The sequence below is a fragment of the Perlucidibaca aquatica genome (assembly GCF_001676655.1).
Classification (GTDB): Bacteria; Pseudomonadota; Gammaproteobacteria; order Pseudomonadales; family Moraxellaceae; genus Perlucidibaca; species Perlucidibaca aquatica.
Genome location: NZ_LZDB01000001.1, coordinates 302,078 through 323,567, shown reverse-complemented (window position 1 = coordinate 323,567; position 21,490 = coordinate 302,078). Strand labels below are relative to the sequence as shown.

Annotated in this window: 25 protein-coding genes and 1 tRNA gene; 16 read left to right on the top strand and 10 right to left on the bottom strand. The window is 56.7% G+C overall.

All coding sequences use genetic code 11. The features are described from left to right. Nucleotides 1–68 precede the first annotated feature (68 nt). A complete protein-coding gene (polA, locus tag A8710_RS01610) occupies nt 69–2,870 on the top strand; it encodes a DNA polymerase I (protein ID WP_068857679.1) in 2,802 nt (933 codons plus the stop codon). Nucleotides 2,871–2,881: 11 nt separating this feature from the next. On the opposite strand, the gene yihA is transcribed toward polA, so the two are convergent. Beyond that, nucleotides 2,882–3,550 carry a ribosome biogenesis GTP-binding protein YihA/YsxC gene (gene yihA / locus A8710_RS01605; protein WP_068857678.1) on the bottom strand — a complete coding sequence of 223 codons (669 nt, stop codon included), beginning with the start codon at nt 3,548–3,550 and terminating at the stop codon, nt 2,882–2,884. Between the two features lie 160 nt (nt 3,551–3,710). Between yihA and A8710_RS01600 the strand changes: the two genes are divergently transcribed. The 3 genes from A8710_RS01600 (at nt 3,711) to A8710_RS01590 (ending at nt 5,419) form a co-directional block, all read left to right on the top strand. Continuing rightward, the gene (locus A8710_RS01600; RefSeq protein WP_068857677.1) at nt 3,711–3,998 is read left to right on the top strand and encodes a c-type cytochrome; all 288 of its coding nucleotides are present in this window, start codon (nt 3,711–3,713) and stop codon (nt 3,996–3,998) included. Between the two features lie 20 nt (nt 3,999–4,018). Then, nucleotides 4,019–4,675 carry a c-type cytochrome gene (locus A8710_RS01595; RefSeq protein WP_068857676.1) on the top strand — a complete coding sequence of 219 codons (657 nt, stop codon included), beginning with the start codon at nt 4,019–4,021 and terminating at the stop codon, nt 4,673–4,675. Between the two features lie 135 nt (nt 4,676–4,810). Then, nucleotides 4,811–5,419, top strand: a complete 609-nt coding sequence (locus A8710_RS01590; RefSeq protein WP_068857675.1) for a thiol:disulfide interchange protein DsbA/DsbL — start codon at nt 4,811–4,813, stop codon at nt 5,417–5,419. Here A8710_RS01590 and fabR read toward each other — a convergent pair whose 3' ends face one another. Then, a complete protein-coding gene (fabR, locus tag A8710_RS01585) occupies nt 5,420–6,043 on the bottom strand; it encodes an HTH-type transcriptional repressor FabR (RefSeq protein ID WP_068857674.1) in 624 nt (207 codons plus the stop codon). 207 nt (nt 6,044–6,250) lie between these two features. Between fabR and A8710_RS01580 the strand changes: the two genes are divergently transcribed. From A8710_RS01580 to A8710_RS01570, 3 genes are read left to right on the top strand one after another with little or no spacing between them, the layout of a single operon-like run. After that, nucleotides 6,251–6,553: a hypothetical protein gene (locus A8710_RS01580; protein ID WP_068857673.1), complete on the top strand. Its 303-nt coding sequence runs from the start codon at nt 6,251–6,253 to the stop codon at nt 6,551–6,553. 52 nt (nt 6,554–6,605) lie between these two features. Further along, nucleotides 6,606–8,150: a 2,3-bisphosphoglycerate-independent phosphoglycerate mutase gene (gene gpmI, locus A8710_RS01575; RefSeq protein ID WP_227512978.1), complete on the top strand. Its 1,545-nt coding sequence runs from the start codon at nt 6,606–6,608 to the stop codon at nt 8,148–8,150. Between the two features lie 20 nt (nt 8,151–8,170). Further along, a complete protein-coding gene (locus A8710_RS01570) occupies nt 8,171–9,445 on the top strand; it encodes a murein hydrolase activator EnvC family protein (protein WP_068857671.1) in 1,275 nt (424 codons plus the stop codon). Between the two features lie 93 nt (nt 9,446–9,538). On the opposite strand, the gene hisF is transcribed toward A8710_RS01570, so the two are convergent. Beyond that, nucleotides 9,539–10,312, bottom strand: a complete 774-nt coding sequence (gene hisF, locus A8710_RS01565) for an imidazole glycerol phosphate synthase subunit HisF (protein ID WP_068857670.1) — start codon at nt 10,310–10,312, stop codon at nt 9,539–9,541. A gap of 104 nt (nt 10,313–10,416) precedes the next feature. Here hisF and A8710_RS01560 point away from each other — a divergent pair, with 104 nt between their 5' ends. The 5 genes from A8710_RS01560 (at nt 10,417) to A8710_RS01540 (ending at nt 14,059) form a co-directional block, all read left to right on the top strand. Continuing rightward, the gene (locus tag A8710_RS01560) at nt 10,417–11,625 is read left to right on the top strand and encodes a BaiN/RdsA family NAD(P)/FAD-dependent oxidoreductase (RefSeq protein WP_198341586.1); all 1,209 of its coding nucleotides are present in this window, start codon (nt 10,417–10,419) and stop codon (nt 11,623–11,625) included. A gap of 9 nt (nt 11,626–11,634) precedes the next feature. After that, nucleotides 11,635–11,850, top strand: coding sequence for a VF530 family protein (locus A8710_RS01555; RefSeq protein ID WP_068857669.1), 216 nt, complete (start codon nt 11,635–11,637; stop codon nt 11,848–11,850). A 70-nt stretch (nt 11,851–11,920) separates the two neighbouring features. After that, nucleotides 11,921–13,519, top strand: coding sequence for an NAD(P)/FAD-dependent oxidoreductase (locus A8710_RS01550; RefSeq protein ID WP_068857668.1), 1,599 nt, complete (start codon nt 11,921–11,923; stop codon nt 13,517–13,519). Between the two features lie 50 nt (nt 13,520–13,569). After that, nucleotides 13,570–13,821: a DUF4160 domain-containing protein gene (locus tag A8710_RS12555; RefSeq protein ID WP_406609579.1), complete on the top strand. Its 252-nt coding sequence runs from the start codon at nt 13,570–13,572 to the stop codon at nt 13,819–13,821. Beyond that, a complete protein-coding gene (locus A8710_RS01540) occupies nt 13,802–14,059 on the top strand; it encodes a DUF2442 domain-containing protein (RefSeq protein ID WP_068857667.1) in 258 nt (85 codons plus the stop codon). The genes A8710_RS12555 and A8710_RS01540 overlap by 20 nt, the downstream gene beginning before the upstream one ends. Nucleotides 14,060–14,068: 9 nt before the next feature. Here the strand turns inward: A8710_RS01540 and alkB are convergent, their stop codons facing one another. From alkB to hisB, 6 genes are all read right to left on the bottom strand, one after another. Continuing rightward, nucleotides 14,069–14,716, bottom strand: coding sequence for a DNA oxidative demethylase AlkB (alkB, locus tag A8710_RS01535; protein ID WP_068857666.1), 648 nt, complete (start codon nt 14,714–14,716; stop codon nt 14,069–14,071). A 2-nt stretch (nt 14,717–14,718) separates the two neighbouring features. After that, nucleotides 14,719–15,561 (bottom strand): bifunctional DNA-binding transcriptional regulator/O6-methylguanine-DNA methyltransferase Ada, encoded by an 843-nt coding sequence (gene ada / locus A8710_RS01530; RefSeq protein ID WP_227512977.1) that lies wholly within the window; start codon nt 15,559–15,561, stop codon nt 14,719–14,721. A gap of 75 nt (nt 15,562–15,636) precedes the next feature. Next, nucleotides 15,637–16,032, bottom strand: a complete 396-nt coding sequence (locus tag A8710_RS01525) for a YkgJ family cysteine cluster protein (protein ID WP_068857664.1) — start codon at nt 16,030–16,032, stop codon at nt 15,637–15,639. 33 nt (nt 16,033–16,065) lie between these two features. After that, nucleotides 16,066–16,794, bottom strand: coding sequence for a 1-(5-phosphoribosyl)-5-[(5-phosphoribosylamino)methylideneamino]imidazole-4-carboxamide isomerase (gene hisA / locus A8710_RS01520; protein WP_068857663.1), 729 nt, complete (start codon nt 16,792–16,794; stop codon nt 16,066–16,068). Further along, the gene (gene hisH / locus A8710_RS01515) at nt 16,794–17,426 is read right to left on the bottom strand and encodes an imidazole glycerol phosphate synthase subunit HisH (RefSeq protein ID WP_068857662.1); all 633 of its coding nucleotides are present in this window, start codon (nt 17,424–17,426) and stop codon (nt 16,794–16,796) included. The genes hisA and hisH overlap by 1 nt, the downstream gene beginning before the upstream one ends. Before the next feature lie 13 nt (nt 17,427–17,439). Continuing rightward, complete coding sequence (gene hisB / locus A8710_RS01510) at nt 17,440–18,033, bottom strand: imidazoleglycerol-phosphate dehydratase HisB (protein ID WP_068858124.1); 594 nt, start codon at nt 18,031–18,033, stop codon at nt 17,440–17,442. A 100-nt stretch (nt 18,034–18,133) separates the two neighbouring features. Between hisB and A8710_RS01505 the strand changes: the two genes are divergently transcribed. Both A8710_RS01505 and A8710_RS01500 read left to right on the top strand, forming a co-directional pair. After that, nucleotides 18,134–18,454: an acetyl-CoA sensor PanZ family protein gene (locus tag A8710_RS01505; RefSeq protein WP_068857661.1), complete on the top strand. Its 321-nt coding sequence runs from the start codon at nt 18,134–18,136 to the stop codon at nt 18,452–18,454. 62 nt (nt 18,455–18,516) lie between these two features. Continuing rightward, nucleotides 18,517–18,590 (top strand) — tRNA-Gly (locus tag A8710_RS01500). A 26-nt stretch (nt 18,591–18,616) separates the two neighbouring features. Here the strand turns inward: A8710_RS01500 and A8710_RS01495 are convergent. Beyond that, nucleotides 18,617–19,498 (bottom strand): metal-dependent hydrolase, encoded by an 882-nt coding sequence (locus A8710_RS01495; protein WP_068857660.1) that lies wholly within the window; start codon nt 19,496–19,498, stop codon nt 18,617–18,619. Between the two features lie 99 nt (nt 19,499–19,597). Here A8710_RS01495 and A8710_RS01490 point away from each other — a divergent pair, with 99 nt between their 5' ends. Both A8710_RS01490 and A8710_RS01485 read left to right on the top strand, forming a co-directional pair. Next, nucleotides 19,598–20,641 (top strand): AraC family transcriptional regulator, encoded by a 1,044-nt coding sequence (locus tag A8710_RS01490; RefSeq protein ID WP_068857659.1) that lies wholly within the window; start codon nt 19,598–19,600, stop codon nt 20,639–20,641. Further along, nucleotides 20,628–21,320, top strand: coding sequence for a metallophosphoesterase family protein (locus tag A8710_RS01485; RefSeq protein WP_068857658.1), 693 nt, complete (start codon nt 20,628–20,630; stop codon nt 21,318–21,320). Before A8710_RS01490 ends, A8710_RS01485 begins: the two co-directional genes overlap by 14 nt. Nucleotides 21,321–21,490 lie beyond the last annotated feature (170 nt).

Genomic DNA, 21,490 nt, shown 5'->3' with positions numbered 1-21,490 from the left:
CGGGACACCGAAAATGGATTGCAACAGTGTAACATAACGATTGAATTTCACGGCTTTGAGCATTACGCATGAGCGCGCGCGCCCCGTTAGTCCTCGTTGATGGTTCCTCCTACCTGTATCGCGCCTATCACGCCTTGCCGCCTTTAATGACGCGCACCGGCCAACCCACCGGCGCGATCAAGGGCGTGGTCAACATGCTGCGCAGTTTGCTCAAGCAAGTTCATCCTAGCCATGTCGCGGTCATTTTCGACGCGCCCGGCAAGACCTTTCGCGATGACATCTTTCCCGAATACAAGGCGCACCGCCCGCCCATGCCCGATGACATGCGCGCTCAGATCGCGCCGCTGCATGCGCTGGTGAAGGCGCTGGGCCTGCCGCTAATCTGCGAGTCCGGTGTTGAGGCCGACGATGTCATCGGCACGCTGGCGCAGCAGGGTGCGGCGGCCGGCTGGCCGGTGCTGGTGTCCACCGGCGACAAGGACATCGCGCAGCTGGTCAATAGTCAGATTACCTTGGTCAACACCATGACCAGCGTGGTCATGGATGAAGCCGGTGTGTTCAACAAGTTTGGCGTGCGTCCGGATCAGATTATTGACTACCTTATGTTGGTCGGCGACAGCTCCGACGGAATCCCCGGCGTGCCCGGTGTCGGCCCCAAGACGGCGGTGAAATGGCTGACGCAGTACGACTCACTGCCCAATATCGAGGCCCATGCCGACGAAATTAAAGGCAAGGTTGGTGAGAACTTCCGCGCGCACATGGCCATGCTGGAAATGACCCGTGCGTTGGTCACCATTAAATGTGATGTCACGCTTTCCGTTACACCTGAGCAACTGGCCTTGTCGGCACCGGATACCGTTGTCTTGCGTGAGCTCTATGAGCAGTTGGAGTTTAGAAGCTGGGCCAATGAATTAGCAGCGTCGCCAATCGGTGCTGCCGCTCCGGGCGCAACGAGCTGGTCGCAACGTAGTTCAGATGAGCCTCAGCGCCCAGCCTATTCGCCAGCGTTTGCGTTAACGAGCGGCGCCAGTGCCGAACCTGAAAAGCCCGCCGCTTTACCGATGGCGGAAACCACGACGGTGGTGGTGAGCACGGAGTCGGAGCTCGCAGCATTAATTGCCGCGCTGAGCACGGTCGACAACTTTGCCTTCGATACCGAAACCACCAGCCTGGATTATATGCAGGCGCAAATTGTTGGCCTGTCGTTTGCGATTAAACCCGGTCACGCCTGGTATGTGCCGGTGGCTCACAGCTATGCCGATGCGCCCGCACAGCTGTCCCGCGAGCATGTGCTGCAAGCGCTCAAGCCGCTGCTCGAAGCTACCAAGCCGGGCAAGCTCATGCAGCATGCTAAATACGATATGCATGTGCTGGCGAATCATGGCATTGACCTGCAAGGCGTGGTTTTTGACACCATGCTGGCCTCCTATGTTTTGGATGCCACGGCCACCCGCCACAACCTCGGTGATCTTGCGAAGTACTACCTCGGGCGCGACTCCATTAGTTTTGAGGCCATCGCCGGTAAAGGTGTGAAGCAGGTTAGCTTTGATCAAATTCATATTGAGCAGGCTGCGCCCTATGCTGGCGAAGATGCTGACCTGACCCTGCAATTGGCGACCCTGCTGGCGACTGAGCTGGCAAAAATCCCCGCGCTGGACACGTTGTTGCGAGAGCTGGAGTTGCCCACGCAGCGCGTATTGCAACAGATGGAGCGCTTCGGTACCCGCATTGATCCCGCCCCGCTAAAGCTACAATCACTCACGCTGGCTTCACGCCTTCATTGGCTCGAGCAACAGGCCTACGAAATAGCCGGTGAGGAATTTAATCTCGGCTCACCGAAACAGCTCGGCCTGATTTTATTTGAAAAATTAGGCATTCCCGGTGGCAAGAAAACCGCCACGGGCCAGTACTCCACGGCGGAGGATGTGCTGGAGCAGCTAGACCATGATTTGCCCCGGCTCCTGCTAGAGCATCGCAGCCTGTCTAAGCTGAAATCGACCTATACCGACAAGCTGCCCGAAATGATTCAGCCCAGCACGGGTCGGGTGCACACGTCCTATCATCAAGCCGTGGCCTCGACGGGCCGGCTGTCGTCTTCCGATCCGAACTTACAAAATATTCCGATTCGCACGGAGGAAGGACGACGTATTCGTCAGGCCTTTGTAGCCAGCCCCGGCTATGTGCTGATGGCCGCCGACTACTCGCAGATTGAGCTACGCATCATGGCGCATTTGTCTGGTGACGAAGGTTTGCTACGAGCCTTCCGTGAGGGCATCGATGTGCATCGCGCTACGGCGGCGGAGGTCTTGGGCATTGCTGTCGAGGACGTGACTCACGAGCAGCGTCGAGCGGCCAAGGCAGTGAACTTTGGTCTGATCTATGGCATGTCCGCATTTGGTTTGGCAAAGCAGCTCAATATTTCCCGAGCCGATGCGCAGGACTATATCGGTCGATATTTTGCGCGCTACCCCGGCGTGCAGGACTACATGGAGCGCACGCGCGAGCAGGCGGCCAAACACGGTTATGTAGAAACCCTCTATGGTCGTCGCCTGATGCTAAAGGAAATCAATTCGAGCAAGGCAGTGATGCGCCAAGCCGCTGAGCGCGCGGCCATTAACGCGCCTATGCAGGGAACCGCCGCCGATATTGTTAAGCGGGCGATGTTGCGTGTGCAGGCTGCGTTAGCCACAGAAGGCTGTGATGCCAAGCTCATCATGCAAGTGCACGATGAATTGGTGTTGGAAGTTCGTGAAGCGCAGGTGGCCAAGGTCACGGCCTTGTTACACCGAGAAATGCCTGCGGCCGGTGATCTGGCCGTGCCCCTAGAGGTGCAAATTGGCGTGGGCAAAAACTGGGATGAAGCGCACTAAGGCGCCCGTGGTTAATCTGCGGAAATGATCTCGTCGCCTTCCGATGGCGCTTCGTCGGAGGGTAGCGGCATCTCTAGCCAGTCGGCCAGTTTCAAGCCGGCCTCCTCAATGCCCAATCGGCTGACCGAAGAAAACAGTTGGATGCTGGCATCAAAACCGAGTGCGGTCAGGCCACGGCGGACTTCCTGCAAGGCATTCATGGCCGGGCCGCGATTCAGTTTGTCGGCTTTCGTGAGCAGGATATGCACGGGCAGTGGCCGCTCCTGCGCCCATGTCAGCATGTGACGGTCAAACTCCATGAGCGGATGACGAATGTCCATCAGCAGAATGAGACCGCGTAAACACAGGCGTTCGCGCAGGTAATGACTGAGATGGCGCTGCCACTCAAGCTTCATTTTTTCCGGCACTTTGGCGTAGCCATAACCGGGTAAATCCACTAAGCGGCGTTCTTCATCGAGTTCAAAGAAATTGATGAGCTGAGTACGGCCCGGCGTTTTAGACGCGCGAGCCAGTTGGCGCTGCCGAGTTAGGCAGTTAATCGCGCTGGACTTGCCGGCATTTGAGCGGCCGGCGAAGGCGACTTCGTGACCGATATTGGGTGGGCACAAGGCGAGTGTGGGCGCACTGATCTGAAATTGCGCTTGCGCAAGTTTGCCTAGAATATGTTCAGCGTCCGTCATGGTTCGCGCTCAGCCGTAAAAGCGGATAGTTTATAGGGCTACACCGCGTATGGGCACTGCGTTATACTGCCAACACGAACTCTTTGCACCTGAGTACAGCGAATTAGCGTACTGAGATGCCTCTGTTGCATCCCTGTGGAGCGGCTATGTGGAGCTTGTCATGAAAAAGTTTCTGCTGATGTGTTGCGTTTCGTTTGTCGCGCTGACGGCTCAAGCAGCCACGACGGAACAGCGTTATGCGCAAGCGTGTGCAAGTTGCCACAATGCGGGAGTTATGGGCGCGCCGAAAAAAGGCGATGCTAATGCGTGGGGTGTGCGCTTGAAACAAGGTGACGCTGTGCTCTTGGCGCACGTGAAAAATGGTTACAAAATGATGCCGCCTAAAGGTCTGTGCAATGACTGCACCGATGCTGAGTTCAAAGCGCTCATCAAATTCATGTCTAAGTAAGTTTGATCGGAACAGTTCTTATGAAGAAGTTTCTTGCAACGGTTGTACTGTCATTTAGCGCGGTATCAGTAGCTCAAGCTGCCGTAGTAATGCCCAAGGGTGATGCGGCTGCCGGTCAGGGTAAGGCCGCAGTCTGTGCCGCCTGCCACGGTGCCGATGGCAACAGTGCTGCACCCACCTTCCCGAAGTTGGCTGGGCAAAACGCCAAGTACATCTATAAGCAACTGCATGACTTTAAGTCCATGCGCCGCAATAACGCCTTGATGTTGGGCATTGCCAGCGCACTCAGCGATCAAGACATGGCTGATTTGGCTGTTTACTTTTCTGAGCAGAAGCAGGCCGGTGGCGCAGCCAATCCAGAATTAGTGGCACGCGGTCAAAAGCTGTTTCGTGGTGGCAACAAGAGTGTTGGCTTAGCGCCCTGCTCTGGCTGCCATGGTCCAGCCGGTTTGGGTAACACCTATGCCGCCTTCCCGCGCATTGGCGGCCAACATGCTGACTACACCAAGGCTCAGTTGATGGCTTTCCGTGCCGCGGGTCGTGATGACAACACCGACATGAAGCGCGGAAATGACGGTGCCAAAGCAGGTGAACTGGGCCCAATGCAAATGATTGCAGCGAAGCTCTCAGATAAAGACATTGACGCGTTAGCATCCTATATTCAGGGTCTGCGTTGATTGTTTAGGTCATGAATAAGCCCCGCGAATGCGGGGTTTTTTCTGCCAGAAATTATCTTACGAGTGATCGCGTCATCCACACGAACAGTGTGGCGTTAAATAGCAGCATCTATGAACTGTTTAAGGAATAGAAAAATGAAGAAATGGTTGTTAGTGGCTTGTTTGGCGTTTTTACCGGCATGGGCCGTTGCCTCTACCGTAGTGGAAGGCAAAGATTACACCGTGCTCTCGAATCCCGGCGTTGCTCCTGCAAAAGGCCAATTCGAAGTTGTTGAGTTTTTCTGGTACGGCTGCCCGCATTGCTATTCGTTAGAGCCTCACGTGGCGTCATGGGTTAAAACCAAGCCAGCCAATGTGAAGTTTTCGCGCGTTCCTGCTGCGTTGAACCCCATTTGGGAAGCGAATGCCCGTGGCTACTATGTGGCTGAAGCATCGGGTGTTTTAGAGGCTAGCCACATGGCCTTGTTTGACGCTATCCAAGTGCGCAAAGAGCGTTTGTTTGATCAGGCCAGCCTGGCAGCGTTCTACGCGCGCTATGGCGTTAAGCCGGCGAACTTCAATAGCCTGTATCAATCCTTTGCGGTGAGTGCGCGTGTTGCACAGTCTCGTAATCTGGCGATCCGTTACCAGCTCAGTGGCGTTCCCGCCATGGTGGTGAACGGCAAATACCTCGTTAGCGGCGACAAGGGACGTGTGATTGAGGTGGTGAAAGCCTTGATTGAGCGTGAGAGCAAAGCCAAGTAATTAGGCGCCACTCTTCTCGGGGCGCCATTCCAGCGCCCCGAGCATGATTAAACGCAACTGTTTAGTTGTTCGTTGAATCAACACCTCTTCCGCTTCCTCGTTGGGCATGGCCAGTAAGTCCAACGCTAAGTGGATCACGGTATTCACAACCAAGTCTGCCAGCATCGCTAAGTCTTCAACCGGGAAGCGGTGAAATGCGGGCCAGTTCCTCAGGTCGGCAGCTAGCTCCGCAACAAACAGACGAATTTCAGCATGAATAGCCTGGCGAACCGCCGGTGGTCCGCCCGCACGCTCGCGCGCTAAGAACTCAAAATATAGCGGCTGTTCGCGAATAAAAACGACTAATGCTTGGACGGACTCTAAGATCGCGGCGCCGCCTTGGGCACTGAGGCGAACCTTGCGCATCATACGGCGTAAGGTTTGACATGACTCGGCTGCGATATTCAGGCCCAGCGCCTCCATATCGGGGAAGTGTCGATAAAACCCAGTGGGTACCAGCCCGGCCTGACGAGCCACTTCACGTAAGCTCAGCCCGGAAAAGCCTGCACCTTCGTGCATCAGGGTGAGCGCAGCCTCAATCAGCGCGTGGCGCGTTTGTAGTTTTTTTTCTTCGCGTAATGCCATGAGCCACAGTCCAAAAAGCGAGAGTGCATTCTAGCACCAGAGCGAAATGGCACCGAAGGTTTGCCTGAAGGGCGCCAGCTAAGTGAACGATTGTATATTTAATGCGGAGTTTCGCCATCCGCCTAGCGCGGATATTCGATCTGCGATAGCTGTACCGCGCTAATAAACACGGTAAAGTCATGCACTACGCTATTCAGGAGTCATCTCATGTCCTTATTAACCCGCATCGAAGCCCTTAAAGACCTCGTTCAAGAAGCTGTGGATAAAGGTGCGACCACCGTCGAGCAAATTCATCAAACGATTGCCGCGATGCCGCTTGATGCCCTAGAGAAGCGCGGTTTGTTAACCGATAAAACCACAGGGTTACGCGAAACTCAGGCAGCGACCATCGGTACGGTCTACGACGCCATTCGCCGAATTAATCAGGAAGTGGGCGAACTGGCCTCGGGCTTGATTGAAACCATCGAAGATCAGATCGCTGCTCAAAAGAACATCGGCAAAAAGTCCTGATAAACTTGCACGTTGGGTTTAGTCGTCTTTTTAGCTAATGGGAGCACTCGTCGTGCCGCGCAAACCGCATCTGTTAATTATTTTGGATGGTTTTGGTCATAGCGAAAGCAGTGACTCGAATGCGATTCGCGCCGCCAATATGCCCCATTGGCAAGCACTGCTGGCCTCCTGCCCGAATGGCCTCATCTCCGGCTCCGGTGAAGATGTGGGCCTGCCTGACGGCCAGATGGGTAACTCTGAAGTCGGTCACATGAACCTCGGCGCTGGCCGTGTGGTGTATCAGGACTTCACGCGCATCACTAAAGCGATTCGCGACGATGAGTTTGCGACTAACCCCGTTATTGCGGGTGCCGTTGCAAAAGCTGTTAGCCACGATAAAGCGGTTCACATTCTGGGCTTGTTATCGCCCGGCGGTGTGCACTCGCACGAAGATCATCTCCACGCCATGGTCGATGCGGCAATTGCTCAAGGGGCGCAACGTGTTTACGTGCATGCCTTCCTTGATGGTCGAGATACACCGCCGCGTTCGGCCGAGCCATCACTGGTCGCCATGGAGAAACATCTGCGTGCCACGGGCAAAGGTCGTGTCGCAACGATTATTGGCCGTTACTACGCCATGGATCGTGACAACCGTTGGGATCGCGTCGAGTCAGCCTATCGCCTATTGACCGAAGGCAAGGCGGAGCGTACGTGCGCAACGGCTGTAGAGGCCTTGCATGCCTCTTATGCGGCGGATGTAAGCGATGAGTTTGTAGCGGCGAGTGTGATTGCGGGCGCAAATGAAACAGCGGCAACCATTGATGATGGCGACGCCGTTATCTTTATGAATTTCCGTGCCGATCGTGCGCGTGAAATGACTAAGGCCTTTGTGGATCACGACTTCAAAGGCTTTACGCGTGTGAAAACGCCGGTGCTGGCAGATTTCGTCATGCTGACTGAATACAGTGCAGCCATTAAAGCGCCGGTAGCTTACCGTCCGACGTCGCTGGTGAACTCCTTAGGAGAATATTTGGCGAGTCTTGGCAAAACTCAGCTACGCATTGCCGAGACGGAAAAGTACGCCCATGTCACCTTCTTCTTTAGCGGCGGACGAGAAGAGCCCTATGACGGTGAAACACGTATTTTAGTGCCCTCGCCCAATGTCGCGACCTACGATTTGCAACCGGAAATGAGCGCCGCCGAAGTGACGGATAAGTTAGTCGCAGCGATTGCCAGTGGCGAACATGACGTCCTTATTTGCAACTATGCAAATGGCGACATGGTTGGTCATACCGGCGATTTCGATGCGGCCGTAAAAGCGTGCGAAACGCTAGACCAATGCGTGGGTCGTTTAGCAGAGGCCGTGCGTGCGGCGGGTGGCGATATGTTAATTACTGCCGACCACGGCAATGTGGAACAAATGCGCGATAACGAAACCGGTCAAGCGCATACCGCGCATACCTGCGAATTAGTGCCCTTTGTCTACCTCGGCCAGCGTCAAGGCGTTGAGATTGCTTCAGGCGGGGTTTTGTCTGACGTTGCACCGACTTTGTTACATTTGATGGGCCTGCCACAGCCTGCCGAAATGACCGGCCGTAATCTTGTGGTAACGGTCTGACCCAGCATTAAGGATGTTCCATGCGGTTATTTTCCATACCAGCGTTAGTTTTTGCGCTCTGTTGTAGTTTGCCTTTGACGGCTTGGGCCGAATCCACAGGCCAACTACGCGCACAAGCACAGTCAGCTAAGTCAGACTTGGCTTCAGTGCAGCGTGAAATTAAAACGGCGCAGAAAAAATTGCGTCTTACGCAAGCCGAGCGCAATAAACAACTGGCTGCATTGCAAAAAGCGCAACTCCAAATTAATGCGTTGGAAAAGTCGCTGGCGGCAAGCGCAAAGGAAAAGCGTCAGCGCGAAGATCGAATGGTGGTGCTGAAGCAGCGCCAAACCGAGTTATCCGCGGCCAAACGGGCCCAGTTGGCTCAGCTGAAAGAGGATGTGCAGCAATCGTATCGTGCCGGCCACGATGACTATTTCAAGCTGCTGTTGAATCAAGAAAATCCGGCTCTGTTTGCGCGCCAATTGCGCTATTTCGGCTACTTACAGAAGGCACGAAGTGAGCGCATTACCGAGCTGGATGGGACGTTGACCGAACTGGCAGCCCTCCAGGTAGAAGAGAAAGAGCAGATTGCGCGTCTTGAAGAGCTGGGAATCAAATTGACCCAGGAGCAAGCGCAACTGAATGTGGCAAAAGAGCAACGCTCGGCCGCACTCAAAATCTTGAATAGCGAAATTCGGGAACAAGATAAGAACTTAAAATCCTTAAAGCAGGATCAGGCCGCGTTGCAATCGTTGATGAGACGACTGGAGCGGGTAGCGCGTGAGCAGGAGCGTCAAGAGTTACAACGCCGCCGCAATGAAGAGCGCGCCGCGAAAGAAGCGAACAAAGGCTCAAATAAGGTCGTTAAGCCGGCACCGGCGGAAAAGGAAAAAGAAACGGTTTGGAGCCAAGAGCCAGACTATGCCTCTCCGTATCGCGGCAACTGCAGCTTGCCAGCCTCTGGCGGCATTCGAGCCCAATTTGGTTCGGCGCGTGGTGGTGGCCTGCGTTGGAACGGTATTGTCATTGCCGCACCCGCGGGTGCACCGGTTAAGGCCGTTAAGTCAGGCAAAGTACTTTATGCCGACTTCCTGCGCGGCTACGGCAAGCTGGTGATCCTTGATCATGGCAAGGGCTTTATGTCGCTCTATGGCTATAACCAGAGCCTGCAAGTCCGCGTGGGTGACAGCGTGTCGGCCGGCGAGGTTCTAGCTTCGGTGGGCTCAGGCACTGGCGATACGGAATCTGGCCTGTACTTCGAAACGCGTCTGCGCGGTCGTCCGAGTCAGCCGGGGAACTGGTGTAATTACTGATCATCAGTGGCCGGTTGGGCGGGAAACTGTTTTCTGCGGGCTAAGGTGCCCGCTGAAAACAGTTTCCCACCCACCGTATTGCTGCGGCGAGTTTTAGAGACGCATCGTGATGCCGCGCTCGGCCAGGTACTGCTTGGCCTGCGGGATGCTGTATTCGCCGAAGTGAAAAATGCTGGCGGCGAGAACGGCGTCCGCACCGCCTTCAAGAATGCCATCGGCCAGATGTTGCAGGTTGCCAACACCACCCGAGGCAATCACCGGCACATTCACGGCATCGGTAATGGCGCGTACCAGCGGCAAGTCATAGCCCGCCTTGGTGCCATCGGCATCCATGCTGGTTAGCAAAATTTCGCCCGCGCCATAGTCAGCCATGCGTACCGCCCACGCCACAGCATCTATGCCGGTTCGGTTGCGACCGCCGTGGGTGAAAATCTCCCAGCGACCCGGTTCGCCTGCAGCGGAGACGCGTTTGGCGTCAATGGCAGCAACAATGCACTGAGCGCCAAAACGCTGCGATGCCTCGGCAACAAACTCGGGCCGCTTAACGGCAGCCGAGTTAATGCTGACTTTATCGGCACCGGCGTTAAGCATGCGACGAATATCTGCCACTTCGCGAATACCGCCACCGACGGTGAGCGGAACAAACACCTGCGAGGCCATGCGCTCTACGGTCCGCGCCATGGTGTCGCGACCCTCAACACTGGCGGTGATGTCGAGGAAGGTAATTTCATCTGCGCCTTGCTCGTCATAACGGCGAGCGACTTCGACCGGATCACCGGCATCGCGGATGTCGAGAAATTTCACCCCTTTAACGACACGACCTTGATCAACATCGAGACAGGGAATAATGCGCTTGGCGAGGCTCATGCAGAAATACCGTGATTTAGCAGGCCGCGATTTTAGCATGGGTACTGGCAGGTCGCCTGCCCGACTATAATGCGCCCCACATTGATTCCTATTGAGCACTGCCCGTGTCGGCTAATTCTTCACATTACGACGTCATTATTATTGGTGGCGGTGCCTCTGGCCTGATGTGCGCGATGGCGGCTGGTCAGCGTGGACGCCGCGTATTGGTTATCGACAGCAGTAATAAAATCGGAAAAAAAATTCTGATGTCGGGCGGTGGTCGCTGTAATTTCACCAACTACTTTGTGGGGCCGGAAAATTTCCTCTCGGCGAATCAGCAGTTCTGCATCTCGGCACTGAATCGTTATACCCAGTGGGACTTTATTGCGCTGGTTGAAAAGCACCGTATTCCGTATCACGAACGCCTGCATGGCCAACTCTTCTGTGACGACTCGGCAAAAGACATTCTGGCGATGCTGGTGAGTGAGTGCGAACACGTTGGCGTTCACATCAAAACGCATTGCGAGATTCAGCAGGTGCAGGCATCAGAGAGCCTGCCCGCACGATTTGCACTAACCACCACGCAGGGCAAATACAGCGCAGAGTCGCTGGTGGTGGCCAGTGGCGGGCTGTCTATCCCTACCCTGGGTAGCAGCGGCTTTGGCTATGATCTGGCGAAGCAATTTGGTCATACCGTGTTGCCACTACGCGCTGGACTGGTGCCGTTCACCTTTAGTGATGGCATGAAAGCCGTGACGGAGCGGCTCAGCGGTCTCGCCGTACCGGTCAGCCTCAGCGCGGCAGACACGACGTTTACGGAGAATTTGCTGTTCACCCATCGCGGCTTGAGCGGACCTGCGGTGCTGCAAGTCTCGAATTACTGGCAGCTGGGTGAGAGCATCCACATTGATTTGATGCCGGGCGAAGCGATTGATGCGTGGTTAAAAGAGCAGAAGCGTTTGCACGCCAAGAGCTTGTTGCGCACCTTGCTCAGTGAGCGGTTGGCAAAAGGGCTGGTGCTGGAATTGCAGACGCTGCTGTGGCCGAGCTGGGCGGAAACACCTATGGCAGCCATTCCGGATGCGGCCTTAACCGCGTTGGCGCAACAACTTCAGGGTTGGACACTCAAGCCTGCGGGAACCGAAGGCTATCGCACGGCCGAAGTGACTTTAGGCGGTGTGGATACTCATGAGTTGTCATCGCGCACCATGGAAAGTAAGCGGCAGGCCGGGCTCTATTTCATTGGTGAGGTTGTGGATGTGACCGGCTGGCTGGGCGGCTACAATTTTCAGTGGGCATGGTCATCGGGCCATGCGGCAGGTCAATTTGTTTGAGGGTGGGCCATGAACGAAAAACGCTTTATTGATCCTCTGCAGGGCATCACGCTGGAGCACATGCTGACCCAATTGGTGGCGCGTTATGGCTGGGTGGAGATGGGTCGCGTCGTGGATATTCGTTGCTTCAACGACAATCCCAGCATCAAATCCAGTCTGACTTTTTTGCGTCGAACACCGTGGGCGCGTGAGAAAGTTGAAGAGCTATACCGCCGCAGCCTCTAAAATAAGGGCGCTGGTCGATCCGGCGATCTGTATTGGCCGAACTGCTTTACCCGAGATATCGAGAATCATCATGCTGCGATTAACTGACCTGAAGCTGCCACTGGAGCATAGCGACGACGCGCTGCGCGCGGCGATTCTGTTACGCCTGGGTGTGCGCGAGCATGAGCTGGTCAGCTACAGCGTCTATAAGCGCAGTTACGATGCCCGCAAGCGCGGTCATATCGTGTTGATTTACAGCCTCGATGTGTCTCTGACTCAAGAAGCCGCCGTACTCGATCGCTTGGCGGATGACCCCCATGTTGGGCATGCACCAGACACGACTTATCAATTTGTTACGCCCGCACCGCAAGGCGATTTCCTGCGCCCCGTGGTCATTGGCTTTGGCCCTTGCGGCTTATTCGTGGCGCTGATTTTGGCGCAGATGGGCTTTCGCCCTATCGTGCTGGAGCGCGGTAAAGCCGTGCGTGAACGCACTAAAGATACTTGGGGCTTATGGCGCAAGCGCGAGCTGCACCCTGAATCGAATGTGCAGTTTGGTGAGGGCGGCGCCGGTACGTTCTCTGACGGCAAGCTCTATAGCCAGATTCGTGACCCGCTGCATCATGGTCGTAAGGTGCTGACCGAGTTTGTAAAAGCAGGCGCGCCAGATGAAATTCTCTACGTGAGCAAGCCGCACATCGGCACCTTCAAGCTGGTCACGATGATTGAGAAGATGCGCGAAAACATCATTGCACTAGGCGGTGAAATTCGCTTCAGCGCACGGGTAGCAGACCTGCATATTGAGAACGGCCAGGTGCGGGGCGTGACGTTGGCGGATGGCGAACAGATCCGTAGCGACCATGTGGTGCTCGCGGTGGGCCACAGTGCACGAGACACTTTTCAGATGATTCATGACCGAGGCGTGTATGTCGAAGCGAAGCCGTTCTCTATCGGCTTCCGTGCCGAGCATCCGCAGTCGCTGATTGATAGCTGCCGCTTCGGCCCGCAGGCGGGTCATCCGATATTGGGCGCGGCCGACTACAAGCTGGTGCATCACGCCAAAAATGGCCGTTCGGTCTACAGCTTCTGTATGTGCCCCGGAGGCACCGTGGTGGCAGCGACCTCAGAGGAAGGGCGTGTGGTTACCAATGGCATGAGCCAGTACTCGCGTAACGAGCGCAACGCCAACAGCGCCATCGTGGTGGGCATTTCGCCGGAGGATTATCCCGGTAGTCCGCTCGCTGGTATCGACTTCCAGCGCGCACTGGAGTCGCAGGCCTTCGTGCTCGGTGGCAGCAACTACAACGCGCCGGGCCAACTAATCGGGGACTTCATTGCCAAGCGGCCATCGCGTGAGTTCGGCAGCGTGCAGCCGTCGTACAAGCCTGGCGTTACCTTAGGCGAGCTGGATGCCAGCCTGCCCGCTTATGCTATCGACGCCATTCGCGAAGCCTTACCCGCCTTCAATAAGCAGATTCGTGGCTATGCCATGCAGGACGCGGTGCTCACCGGCGTCGAAACGCGTACGTCCTCGCCGATCCGCATTAAGCGGGGTGACGACTTCCAGAGCATCAACACCAAAGGCTTGTACCCGGCAGGCGAAGGTGCGGGCTATGCCGGCGGCATTCTTTCAGCGGGTGTGGATGGCATCAAGGTCGCAGAGGCGGTGGCGCGGAGTTTGGTAGCGTAGGGCTGAATGAGGTGCTAACTTCTGTGAAATGAGCGCAGGCTCCGAGGTGAATGCCGATGCCAGTTGTTTTCAGATACAAGGGAGTTCGGTTTCACTTCTTCGCCAATGAAGGTGATCCGCGTGAGCCTCTTCATATTCACGCGGTTAGTGCGAACGGAGAAGCTAAGTTCTGGATGTATCCAGAGGTGCGTATTGCATACAGTGCTGGCTTTGACAGGCGTACTTTGAGTGAGATGATGGCAGTAGTTGCAGATCATCGAGAGCAAATTGAGAGGGCTTGGAATGAGCACTTTGGCAGCTAAAGAGCTTCGGTTCGACGAACACACCATGTGGGTTGAGCTTGATGATGGGCGTACTTTGGGCGTGCCGCTGGCATGGTTCCCGCGCTTGATGGCGGCCAGAAAAGAGCAGCTCGCCCAGTATTTTATCAGCGCATCTGGCAATGGTTTGCACTGGGACGAGCTTGATGAAGATATCAGTGTTGCGGGTCTGCTGGCTGGCCGTGGTGACCTGACGCACCAAGGGCAGTCGGCGGCATAGTCGCCTGACCTAACCCGCACATCGAAATGTGAGATTGATGCGCTGTTCGCCCAGCACTTCGTGCTGTCCTGCTTTCAGCGGCAATACCCCGTGAAAACGCAGGCGCGATGGCCCGCCCCAGACCAGCACATCGCCATGCTGTAACGGCACGCGCAAGGGTTTGTCGCTGCGTTGCATCCCGCCCAGCTGAAACATCGCCGGCAAGCCCAGCGACACCGACACGATGGGCTGGCTGAAGTCCTTCTCGTTGCGATCCTGATGCAGCGTCATGCGTGCGCCCGGCACATAGCGATTAATCAGGCAGGTATCGGGCGTGAAGTGAGCGTAGCCGGCCACAGCGGCTGCGGATTGCGCCAGTGCCAGCAGTGCATCCGGCAATGCTGGCCAAGGCTGCCCCGTTTCAGGATCGAGCTCGCTATAGCGATAACCCTTGCGGTCAGATATCCAGCCGAGACGGCCGCAGTTGGTGATGGCCACTGACATGCGAAAGCCGCCGGGCGTGATCAGATGGCGCAGAGCTGCTTCGATCGTGACGGCGTGGACGGCGTCCAGTACAGCCCCGGCCTCCGTCAGCGCAAAGCCATGCAGAAGAACCGCGCCAGGCCCCAGCGCTTCATGGTCCCGGCGGACGGGTTCGCCAAAGAGATCGTCGATCATGTTCACGACCGGGCTTCGCGCGCCAGCAGCTCGCGCTTGCGCTCAATGCCCCAGCGATAGCCCGAAAGTGCGCCATCCTGCCTAATGATGCGATGACAGGGGATGACCACCGCCAGCGCATTTGCCGCACAGGCACTGGCGACGGCGCGCACGGCCCGGGGCGATCCGATGGCGGCCGCCAGCTCGCTGTAACTCAGCGTACGGCCAGCCGGAATGGCGCGCAGAGCCTGCCAGACGCGCTGCTGAAACGCGGTGCCACGGATATCCAGCGGCAGATCGAGGCCAATCGCCGGCGCTTCGACAAAGCCGACCACCTGCGCGATGCGCCGCTCGAAGGCAGCATCGCCACCGAGCAGCTGCGCCTGCGGAAACCTGTCCTGCAAATCCTGCAGCAGTCGTTCAGGGTCATCGCCCAGCAGAATCGAGCAGATGCCCCGGCAGCTTTCCGCGACCAGAATGGCACCCAGCGAGCACGCGCCCACGGCAAACTGAATATCGGTATTGATGCCGCCTGCGCGCCAGGCTGATGGGGTCATGCCGAGCACGGCATCGGCTTGCTCGTAGAAACGGCCGCTAGAGCCATAGCCGGCCTCGTGCAGGGCATCCGTAATGGTGGGCTGGCGAGCCAGCTCGGTACGCATATGTTCGGCACGATGCCCGCGCGCATAAGCTTTCGGCGTTACGCCCGTCGCGGCCTTGAACAGCCGATGAAAGTGCCAGGCACTGACGCCCACATGCGCCGCCAGCGCATCCAGCGTTGGCGAAGTTTCTGCCGTCTCGATCAGGCGGCAGGCCTCCGTGATTTTTTGTCCGTGGTGTTCGGCAAGCTTGGCACGGCTGGTCATGATCTGGCTCTCGCAGTCATACATTGATAGGGCTGACTGTAGCCAGCCCCTGACGGCCCTGCACTCCGAAGCTTGCTATTTTGCCGAACGATAAGCACAGAAGCCGGGCTTAGGCCCCACCTTCGGATGCTGCCGGCAGGTATTTGGGCGACGTTCATAGACGGTGCAGCGGCGCGTCGTCGCATGCAGATAGAGACAGTCGCCGTTGCTGCGTTGCGCGAGCGTGAAGACTTCCTGTTTGTGGCTGAAGTGCCCGATGATTCGAGCCTTTTCCAGCCGACGCGCGATGAGCCGAATCGGCTCTCCCCGCTCAAACTCATCGACCACACCGAGGCGGATCAGGTCATCAAGTCGTACTTCTACCGGCAGTGTGCAGCAGCTAGCCCGGCAATCGTTACAGAGACCCTTGTGGTAACGATGCCAGGTTTCAAGTCGATCAATGTCGGCAGGTCGCAGGGGAATGCGATTCATGACGCACTGCGCTTAACTCATGGCGTGACTGACTTAGGCGTCAGCCAGCGCCTGCGCCTCGGCCAGATCCAGCGTGCCTTCATAAATGGCGCGACCGGTGATGGTGCCAATGACGCCATCGCCACGCACGCGCAGCAAGCCGCGAATGTCATCGAGATTGGTGACGCCACCGGAGGCGATGATGGGCAGGCCGGAGTCGCGCGCCAGCTTTGCGGTGGCTTCGACATTGACGCCCTGCATCATGCCGTCGCGGGCGATGTCGGTGTAGACAATGGCGCTGATGCCATCGGCCTTGAACTGACGCGCCAGATCAACCGCCTGCACGCTGGACACTTCGGCCCAGCCATCGGTGGCAACCCAGCCATCTTTGGCATCAATCCCGACAATGACGCGGCCCGGGAATGCCTTGCAAGCATCCCGTACGAAGCTCGGCTCTTTCACGGCTTTGGTGCCGAGAATCACATACGACACGCCGGCACGAACATAGGCTTCGATGGTTTCCAGCGAGCGAATGCCGCCGCCAATTTGCACCGGCAATTGCGGCCAACGCGTAGCAATGGCACGCACGATTTCGCCATTTACTGGCTCGCCGGCAAAGGCGCCGTTCAGGTCGACCAAATGCAGACGGCGTGCGCCCTGCTCAACCCACTGTGCTGCCACGCCGATGGGGTCATCCGAGAATACGGTGTCGTCTTCCATGCGGCCTTGCTTGAGGCGAACGCAGGCACCGTCTTTCAGGTCGATGGCGGGGATGATCAGCATCAGGGTCTCCAGTTGAGAAAGTTGTGTAGCAGACGCAGGCCGTCTTTCGCGCTCTTTTCCGGGTGGAACTGCACGGCAAACAGATTGCCCTCGGCGATGGCGCAGGAGAACGGCAGACCGTACTCGCACTCGCCGGCGCTCAGTTCGGGGCGCTCAGGCACGCAGTAATAGCTGTGCACGAAATAGAAACGCGAGCCGTCGGCAATGCCGTCCCAGAGCGCGTGTTGTTGCGATTGGCGGACATTGTTCCAGCCCATGTGCGGCACTTTCAGACGCTGCTCGCGCACCGCCGGCACACCGCTGAAAAAACGCACGCTGCCGGGATAGATGCCGAGGCCATCGACCCCGCCATTTTCATCCGAGCGACCGAGCAGTGCTTGCATGCCGACGCAGATGCCGAGCAGCGGCTTCTGCTGCACCAGCTCGCGCACCACGCTGTCGATGCCATGACGCTGCATCTCCGCCATGCAGTCGCGCATCGCGCCCTGACCGGGCAGCACGATGCGATCGGCCGCGCGAATCACCGCCGGATCATCCGTTACCGTGACGCGGGATGCGCCCACCTGCTCCAGCGCTTTCGCGACGGAGTGCAGGTTGCCCATGCCGTAATCGAGGACTGCTACTGAGGTCACAGCGCGACGCTCATTATAAAGAGCCTTTGGTCGACGGCATCTGGCCGGCCATGCGCGGATCGACTTCAACCGCCATGCGCAGCGCGCGACCGAAGGCCTTGAACAGCGTCTCGGCCTGATGGTGCGAATTGCGACCGCGCAGGTTGTCGAGGTGCAGCGTGACGTTGGCGTGATTCACGAAACCCTGGAAGAATTCGTAGAACAGGTCCACGTCGAACTGACCGATGTGGCTGCGCGTGAACTCGCAGTGCATCTCCAGACCGGGGCGGCCAGACAGGTCGATGACCACGCGCGACAGCGCCTCGTCCAGCGGCACATACGCGTGGCCGTAACGACGGATGCCGGTCTTGTCGCCGACCGCTTGTGCGAACGCCTGACCTAGCGTGATGCCGCAATCCTCGGCGCTGTGGTGGTCATCGATGTGGTGATCGCCCTCGCAGACCAGGGTGATGTCGATGAGGCCGTGACGCACCACCTGATCCAGCATGTGATCGAGAAACGCCATGCCGGTACGCAGGTCGCCTTGGCCGGTACCGTCGAGATTCACGGCGGCGCGAATCTTTGTTTCCTTCGTATTACGAACCACTTCCGCGCTGCGTGCGGTCATGCTGAACCCCATCGGCTTGTCGCCGGCTATATTGGAAGCGGCGATTATAGCCGCACTGGGGCCGACCTAGGTACACTCCGGTGATTACTCAGGAGTCATCATGCCAGTCATAACCCGTGCTCACGCCCTGCCCCTAGATGCTGACTTGCAGCAACGCATGCAAAAATTCGAACCGGAAGTGCCTTTACTCCCGTTGGATAGCGGCGCCACGCTCTATATCGGCTGGTTCAACGATAAGCCAGTGGCAGGTGCTTGGGCCTGTGGCGATACGCAAGGGCGGCAATTACTGCACTTTGGGATTCACCCCGCCACACGCGGGCGCGGCGTGTTACAGCGACTGGCCCATGATATGCGCGAGCTCGAGAATGCTTCGGGACGGCGGGTGCTCTCAGCGCAAGATTATTCAGCGCTGGATAGCTGACAAATTTACTGAAAAGTCGTTGTGGACAGGCCGGCGCTGGTTACAATGCCGGCCTGCGTTACGCGGGCGTCGTATAATGGTAATACCCTAGCTTCCCAAGCTAGAGCCGTGGGTTCGATTCCCATCGCCCGCTCCAACTTTTTCGTTGAGTCCTAGACCCACTTAGGCTGCCGCACGATGCATCGCATCAGCTGCCAGCATCGGATCGCCCGTCGCCACAAACGCATCCAACCATGCACGGTAGTTGTGTACGGTAGGAATGTGATTCGGGTGAAAGCCCGGCTTGTAATAGCTGCCGATCATGGGCAAGAGCCGTCCCAAAACGCCTTTGCGTGGACCGACTAACCAAGGCAAGCCCTTGGCATACATCGTCAGGCGTTCACGCGTGGAGTAGCCATCCATCTTTAACATATGCCACGGTGCAATCACGGTGTAGAGACTGAAACCTAAAGTGGCGTGAGTCATGGCCGTGACGCGAAGGCCATAGCCGACATTCGCCACTTTCTGCATCACATCAAAGGCCACGGCTTTGTGCTCCATTTCTTCAATGGCATGCCAAGCAAACATGGCGCGCACCCGCGAGTCGGCGCCTTCCAACATGTCTTTTTCAGCAAAAAACAAATCCGCCATCATGGCGGTGAAATGTTCTAAGGCCGCGGTCATGGCGATGTTGTACTCAGCGGAGAGCGTCTGTAAGCGATTTTCCGTGATCTCTTTGGTATGGCGCGTGAAACCATCAATGGAGATCCCTTGACGACGTAAGCGCTCGTTATAGCTGGTGTGTACTTGCCCATGCTGACCTTCCTGCATGGAAAAGTCCTTAACGGCTTGCAGCAGCACGGGGTCGGTGATGCGGTCACGGAAAGCCCGTACGGCAGAAATGAAATACCGCTCGCCATCCGGAAAGGTCGACTGTACGGCATCGAAAACGCGTGTTTTGAAGGCATCACCTGCCATCCAGTAGCGCGGAATGTCATCGGCATCTAACTGAAAGTCTAGGTTCTTACGAACAACGATATCTTCTTGGTATTCGGGCTTTGCCATGATGAGTGCTCCTAAGCCATTGGGCTGGAAATCATGGTATGGCTCACGAGGTTATGTTATGGATAAATACGCGACAAGAATGGATAAACAGACGACAGCATGGCGAATGAGATTGGGTTGCACTTTGTCAGTATTCTGACGCAAGCAGCTGCACGCAGTGGCAGTGATTTGCGTGCGGTATTGGTTGCGCTAAACATGGGGGTGCATACCCGCGAGGGGCGCGCAGAACGCTTTCCGCTCAATATTTTGGTGACGTTGTTTGAACAGCTAGAGGCAAGATCCAGCAAGCAGCGCTTTGTGTTTGCGTTAGCAGACGCGTTTAATTTTGATGATCAACCGGCTATTTCTGCACTATTAGCGAGTGCCCATGATCTTAGGCAGCTGCTTCAGCTTTTGCACTGGGTACCTGAAGTACTGCATCCGGATTTCGCCTTTACTGAAGCGGAAACGCAAGGCTATATGTATATTCGCCCCACCGTTCAGTCAGTGGATCCTCGTTTAAAGGATCATCCCTTATTAATTGAATTGATGTCCGCGGTAACTCTGCGGTTAGCCAAACGCATTGCACCGAGCTTACCCTTAGTGGAGCGCATTCATTTTGCTCATGATCCCGCTGGCGAGACGGCGGTGTATGAGGCCTACTTTGGCTGCCCGGTTATTTTTAACGCCAACGAAAACGTGCTGATAGGCCATGTGAGTCAATTTGAACAGCCTTTGCCTGGCAGCCTGCCACAGGCCTTCGAGCGCGCTGAGGAAACGGTGCGAGTGAAAATCTTGGGGAATGGGATTAGCCAAACGGTACACATGCAGGCGGAACAATTATTACAACAGCGATTGTCCTTACTCAGTGAAGGCTTGCCCGGATTAGCGGCGGCCATGCAGTGTCACCCCCGACGACTACAGCGTGAATTGCAGGCGGCGGGTACAAGCTATGCGGCATTACTTTCGCAGGCGCGCTTTGAGCGTGCGACGGTCATGCTGCGAGACCCCGCGTTGGACATTGAAAGTATTGCGCTGAAATTGGGTTTTAATGAGCGGCGCAGCTTCACCTTGGCGTTCAAGCGCTGGCAGGGAATGACGCCTTCTCAGTACCGACAACAGCAGAAGCCAATAAAAGCAGGAGCGCGTTATGACGAGCGCTAAAATTTGGTTCTGTGGCGATACGCACGGAGGCTTTGGTCATCTGATTGATGCCGTGCGGGCTCAGCAGCCATCGGCCATTATTTTGCTCGGGGATATTCAGACGGATTTGCCCTTGCATCTTCAACTAGCCGAGCTGGATGCGCTGACCCAGGTTTGGTTTATCCACGGTAATCACGATACCGGCAGCGTGACTCACTACGACAATTTATTCACTGGGCCTTGGGCTGATCGTAATTTGCACGGTCGCGTGGTTGAGATTGCTGGGCAACGTGTTGCCGGACTTGGCGGCGTCTTTCGCGGCCAAGTATGGTTTCCGCCGACTCCTTGGCGCTTCGTTAGTGAGGCAGCTTTGTTGGCCGCTTTGCCCGAGCGTGATCACTGGCGTAACGGCCTGCCGCTCAAGCATCGCAGCACCATTTTTCCATTAGCTTTGGCTCAGTTGGCCACACATCGTGCGGATATTCTGGTGACGCATGAGGCGCCCAGCGCACATCCACACGGTTTTTCAGCGCTGGATGAGCTCGCGCAACACTTAGGTGTGAAAGCTAGTTTTCATGGTCATCACCATGACAGTCGCGACTATCGTGCCGACTGGCCTCGTTTAGGCTTTCAGGCCTTTGGTGTGGGCTTTAGGGGTATTTGCGACGAGCAGGGAAATTATGTGCGCGTAGGCGATTAGCCTAATGATATTAGGACGGCTTACGCCATTGCACAGGTTGTTCGGCGCTTTCGGTAGGCGTACAAGCCCCACAGGTGTTACAGCCACTCCCGCAGCCCGCATTTGAGGAAGAACCGTTAGGACGATTGGGAGTGAACAGAGTCAGTACGCGCCACAGGCTCCAAGCCAGT

Coding starts and splice junctions, on each gene's coding strand:
- A8710_RS01595 (WP_068857676.1), top strand. CDS start 4,019: ATGAAGAAGTTTCTTGCAACGGTTGTACTGTCATTTAGCGCGGTATCA.
- hisB (WP_068858124.1), bottom strand. CDS start 18,033: ATGACCGCACGCAGCGCGGAAGTGGTTCGTAATACGAAGGAAACAAAG.
- A8710_RS01495 (WP_068857660.1), bottom strand. CDS start 19,498: ATGGCAAAGCCCGAATACCAAGAAGATATCGTTGTTCGTAAGAACCTA.
- A8710_RS01490 (WP_068857659.1), top strand. CDS start 19,598: ATGGCGAATGAGATTGGGTTGCACTTTGTCAGTATTCTGACGCAAGCA.
- alkB (WP_068857666.1), bottom strand. CDS start 14,716: ATGATCGACGATCTCTTTGGCGAACCCGTCCGCCGGGACCATGAAGCG.
- A8710_RS01485 (WP_068857658.1), top strand. CDS start 20,628: ATGACGAGCGCTAAAATTTGGTTCTGTGGCGATACGCACGGAGGCTTT.
- A8710_RS01550 (WP_068857668.1), top strand. CDS start 11,921: ATGCTGCGATTAACTGACCTGAAGCTGCCACTGGAGCATAGCGACGAC.
- hisF (WP_068857670.1), bottom strand. CDS start 10,312: ATGAGCCTCGCCAAGCGCATTATTCCCTGTCTCGATGTTGATCAAGGT.
- A8710_RS01505 (WP_068857661.1), top strand. CDS start 18,134: ATGCCAGTCATAACCCGTGCTCACGCCCTGCCCCTAGATGCTGACTTG.
- polA (WP_068857679.1), top strand. CDS start 69: ATGAGCGCGCGCGCCCCGTTAGTCCTCGTTGATGGTTCCTCCTACCTG.
- A8710_RS12555 (WP_406609579.1), top strand. CDS start 13,570: ATGCCGATGCCAGTTGTTTTCAGATACAAGGGAGTTCGGTTTCACTTC.
- A8710_RS01580 (WP_068857673.1), top strand. CDS start 6,251: ATGTCCTTATTAACCCGCATCGAAGCCCTTAAAGACCTCGTTCAAGAA.
- A8710_RS01590 (WP_068857675.1), top strand. CDS start 4,811: ATGAAGAAATGGTTGTTAGTGGCTTGTTTGGCGTTTTTACCGGCATGG.
- yihA (WP_068857678.1), bottom strand. CDS start 3,550: ATGACGGACGCTGAACATATTCTAGGCAAACTTGCGCAAGCGCAATTT.
- A8710_RS01555 (WP_068857669.1), top strand. CDS start 11,635: ATGAACGAAAAACGCTTTATTGATCCTCTGCAGGGCATCACGCTGGAG.
- fabR (WP_068857674.1), bottom strand. CDS start 6,043: ATGGCATTACGCGAAGAAAAAAAACTACAAACGCGCCACGCGCTGATT.
- hisA (WP_068857663.1), bottom strand. CDS start 16,794: ATGCTGATCATCCCCGCCATCGACCTGAAAGACGGTGCCTGCGTTCGC.
- A8710_RS01600 (WP_068857677.1), top strand. CDS start 3,711: ATGAAAAAGTTTCTGCTGATGTGTTGCGTTTCGTTTGTCGCGCTGACG.
- A8710_RS01540 (WP_068857667.1), top strand. CDS start 13,802: ATGAGCACTTTGGCAGCTAAAGAGCTTCGGTTCGACGAACACACCATG.
- A8710_RS01525 (WP_068857664.1), bottom strand. CDS start 16,032: ATGAATCGCATTCCCCTGCGACCTGCCGACATTGATCGACTTGAAACC.
- ada (WP_227512977.1), bottom strand. CDS start 15,561: ATGACCAGCCGTGCCAAGCTTGCCGAACACCACGGACAAAAAATCACG.
- A8710_RS01570 (WP_068857671.1), top strand. CDS start 8,171: ATGCGGTTATTTTCCATACCAGCGTTAGTTTTTGCGCTCTGTTGTAGT.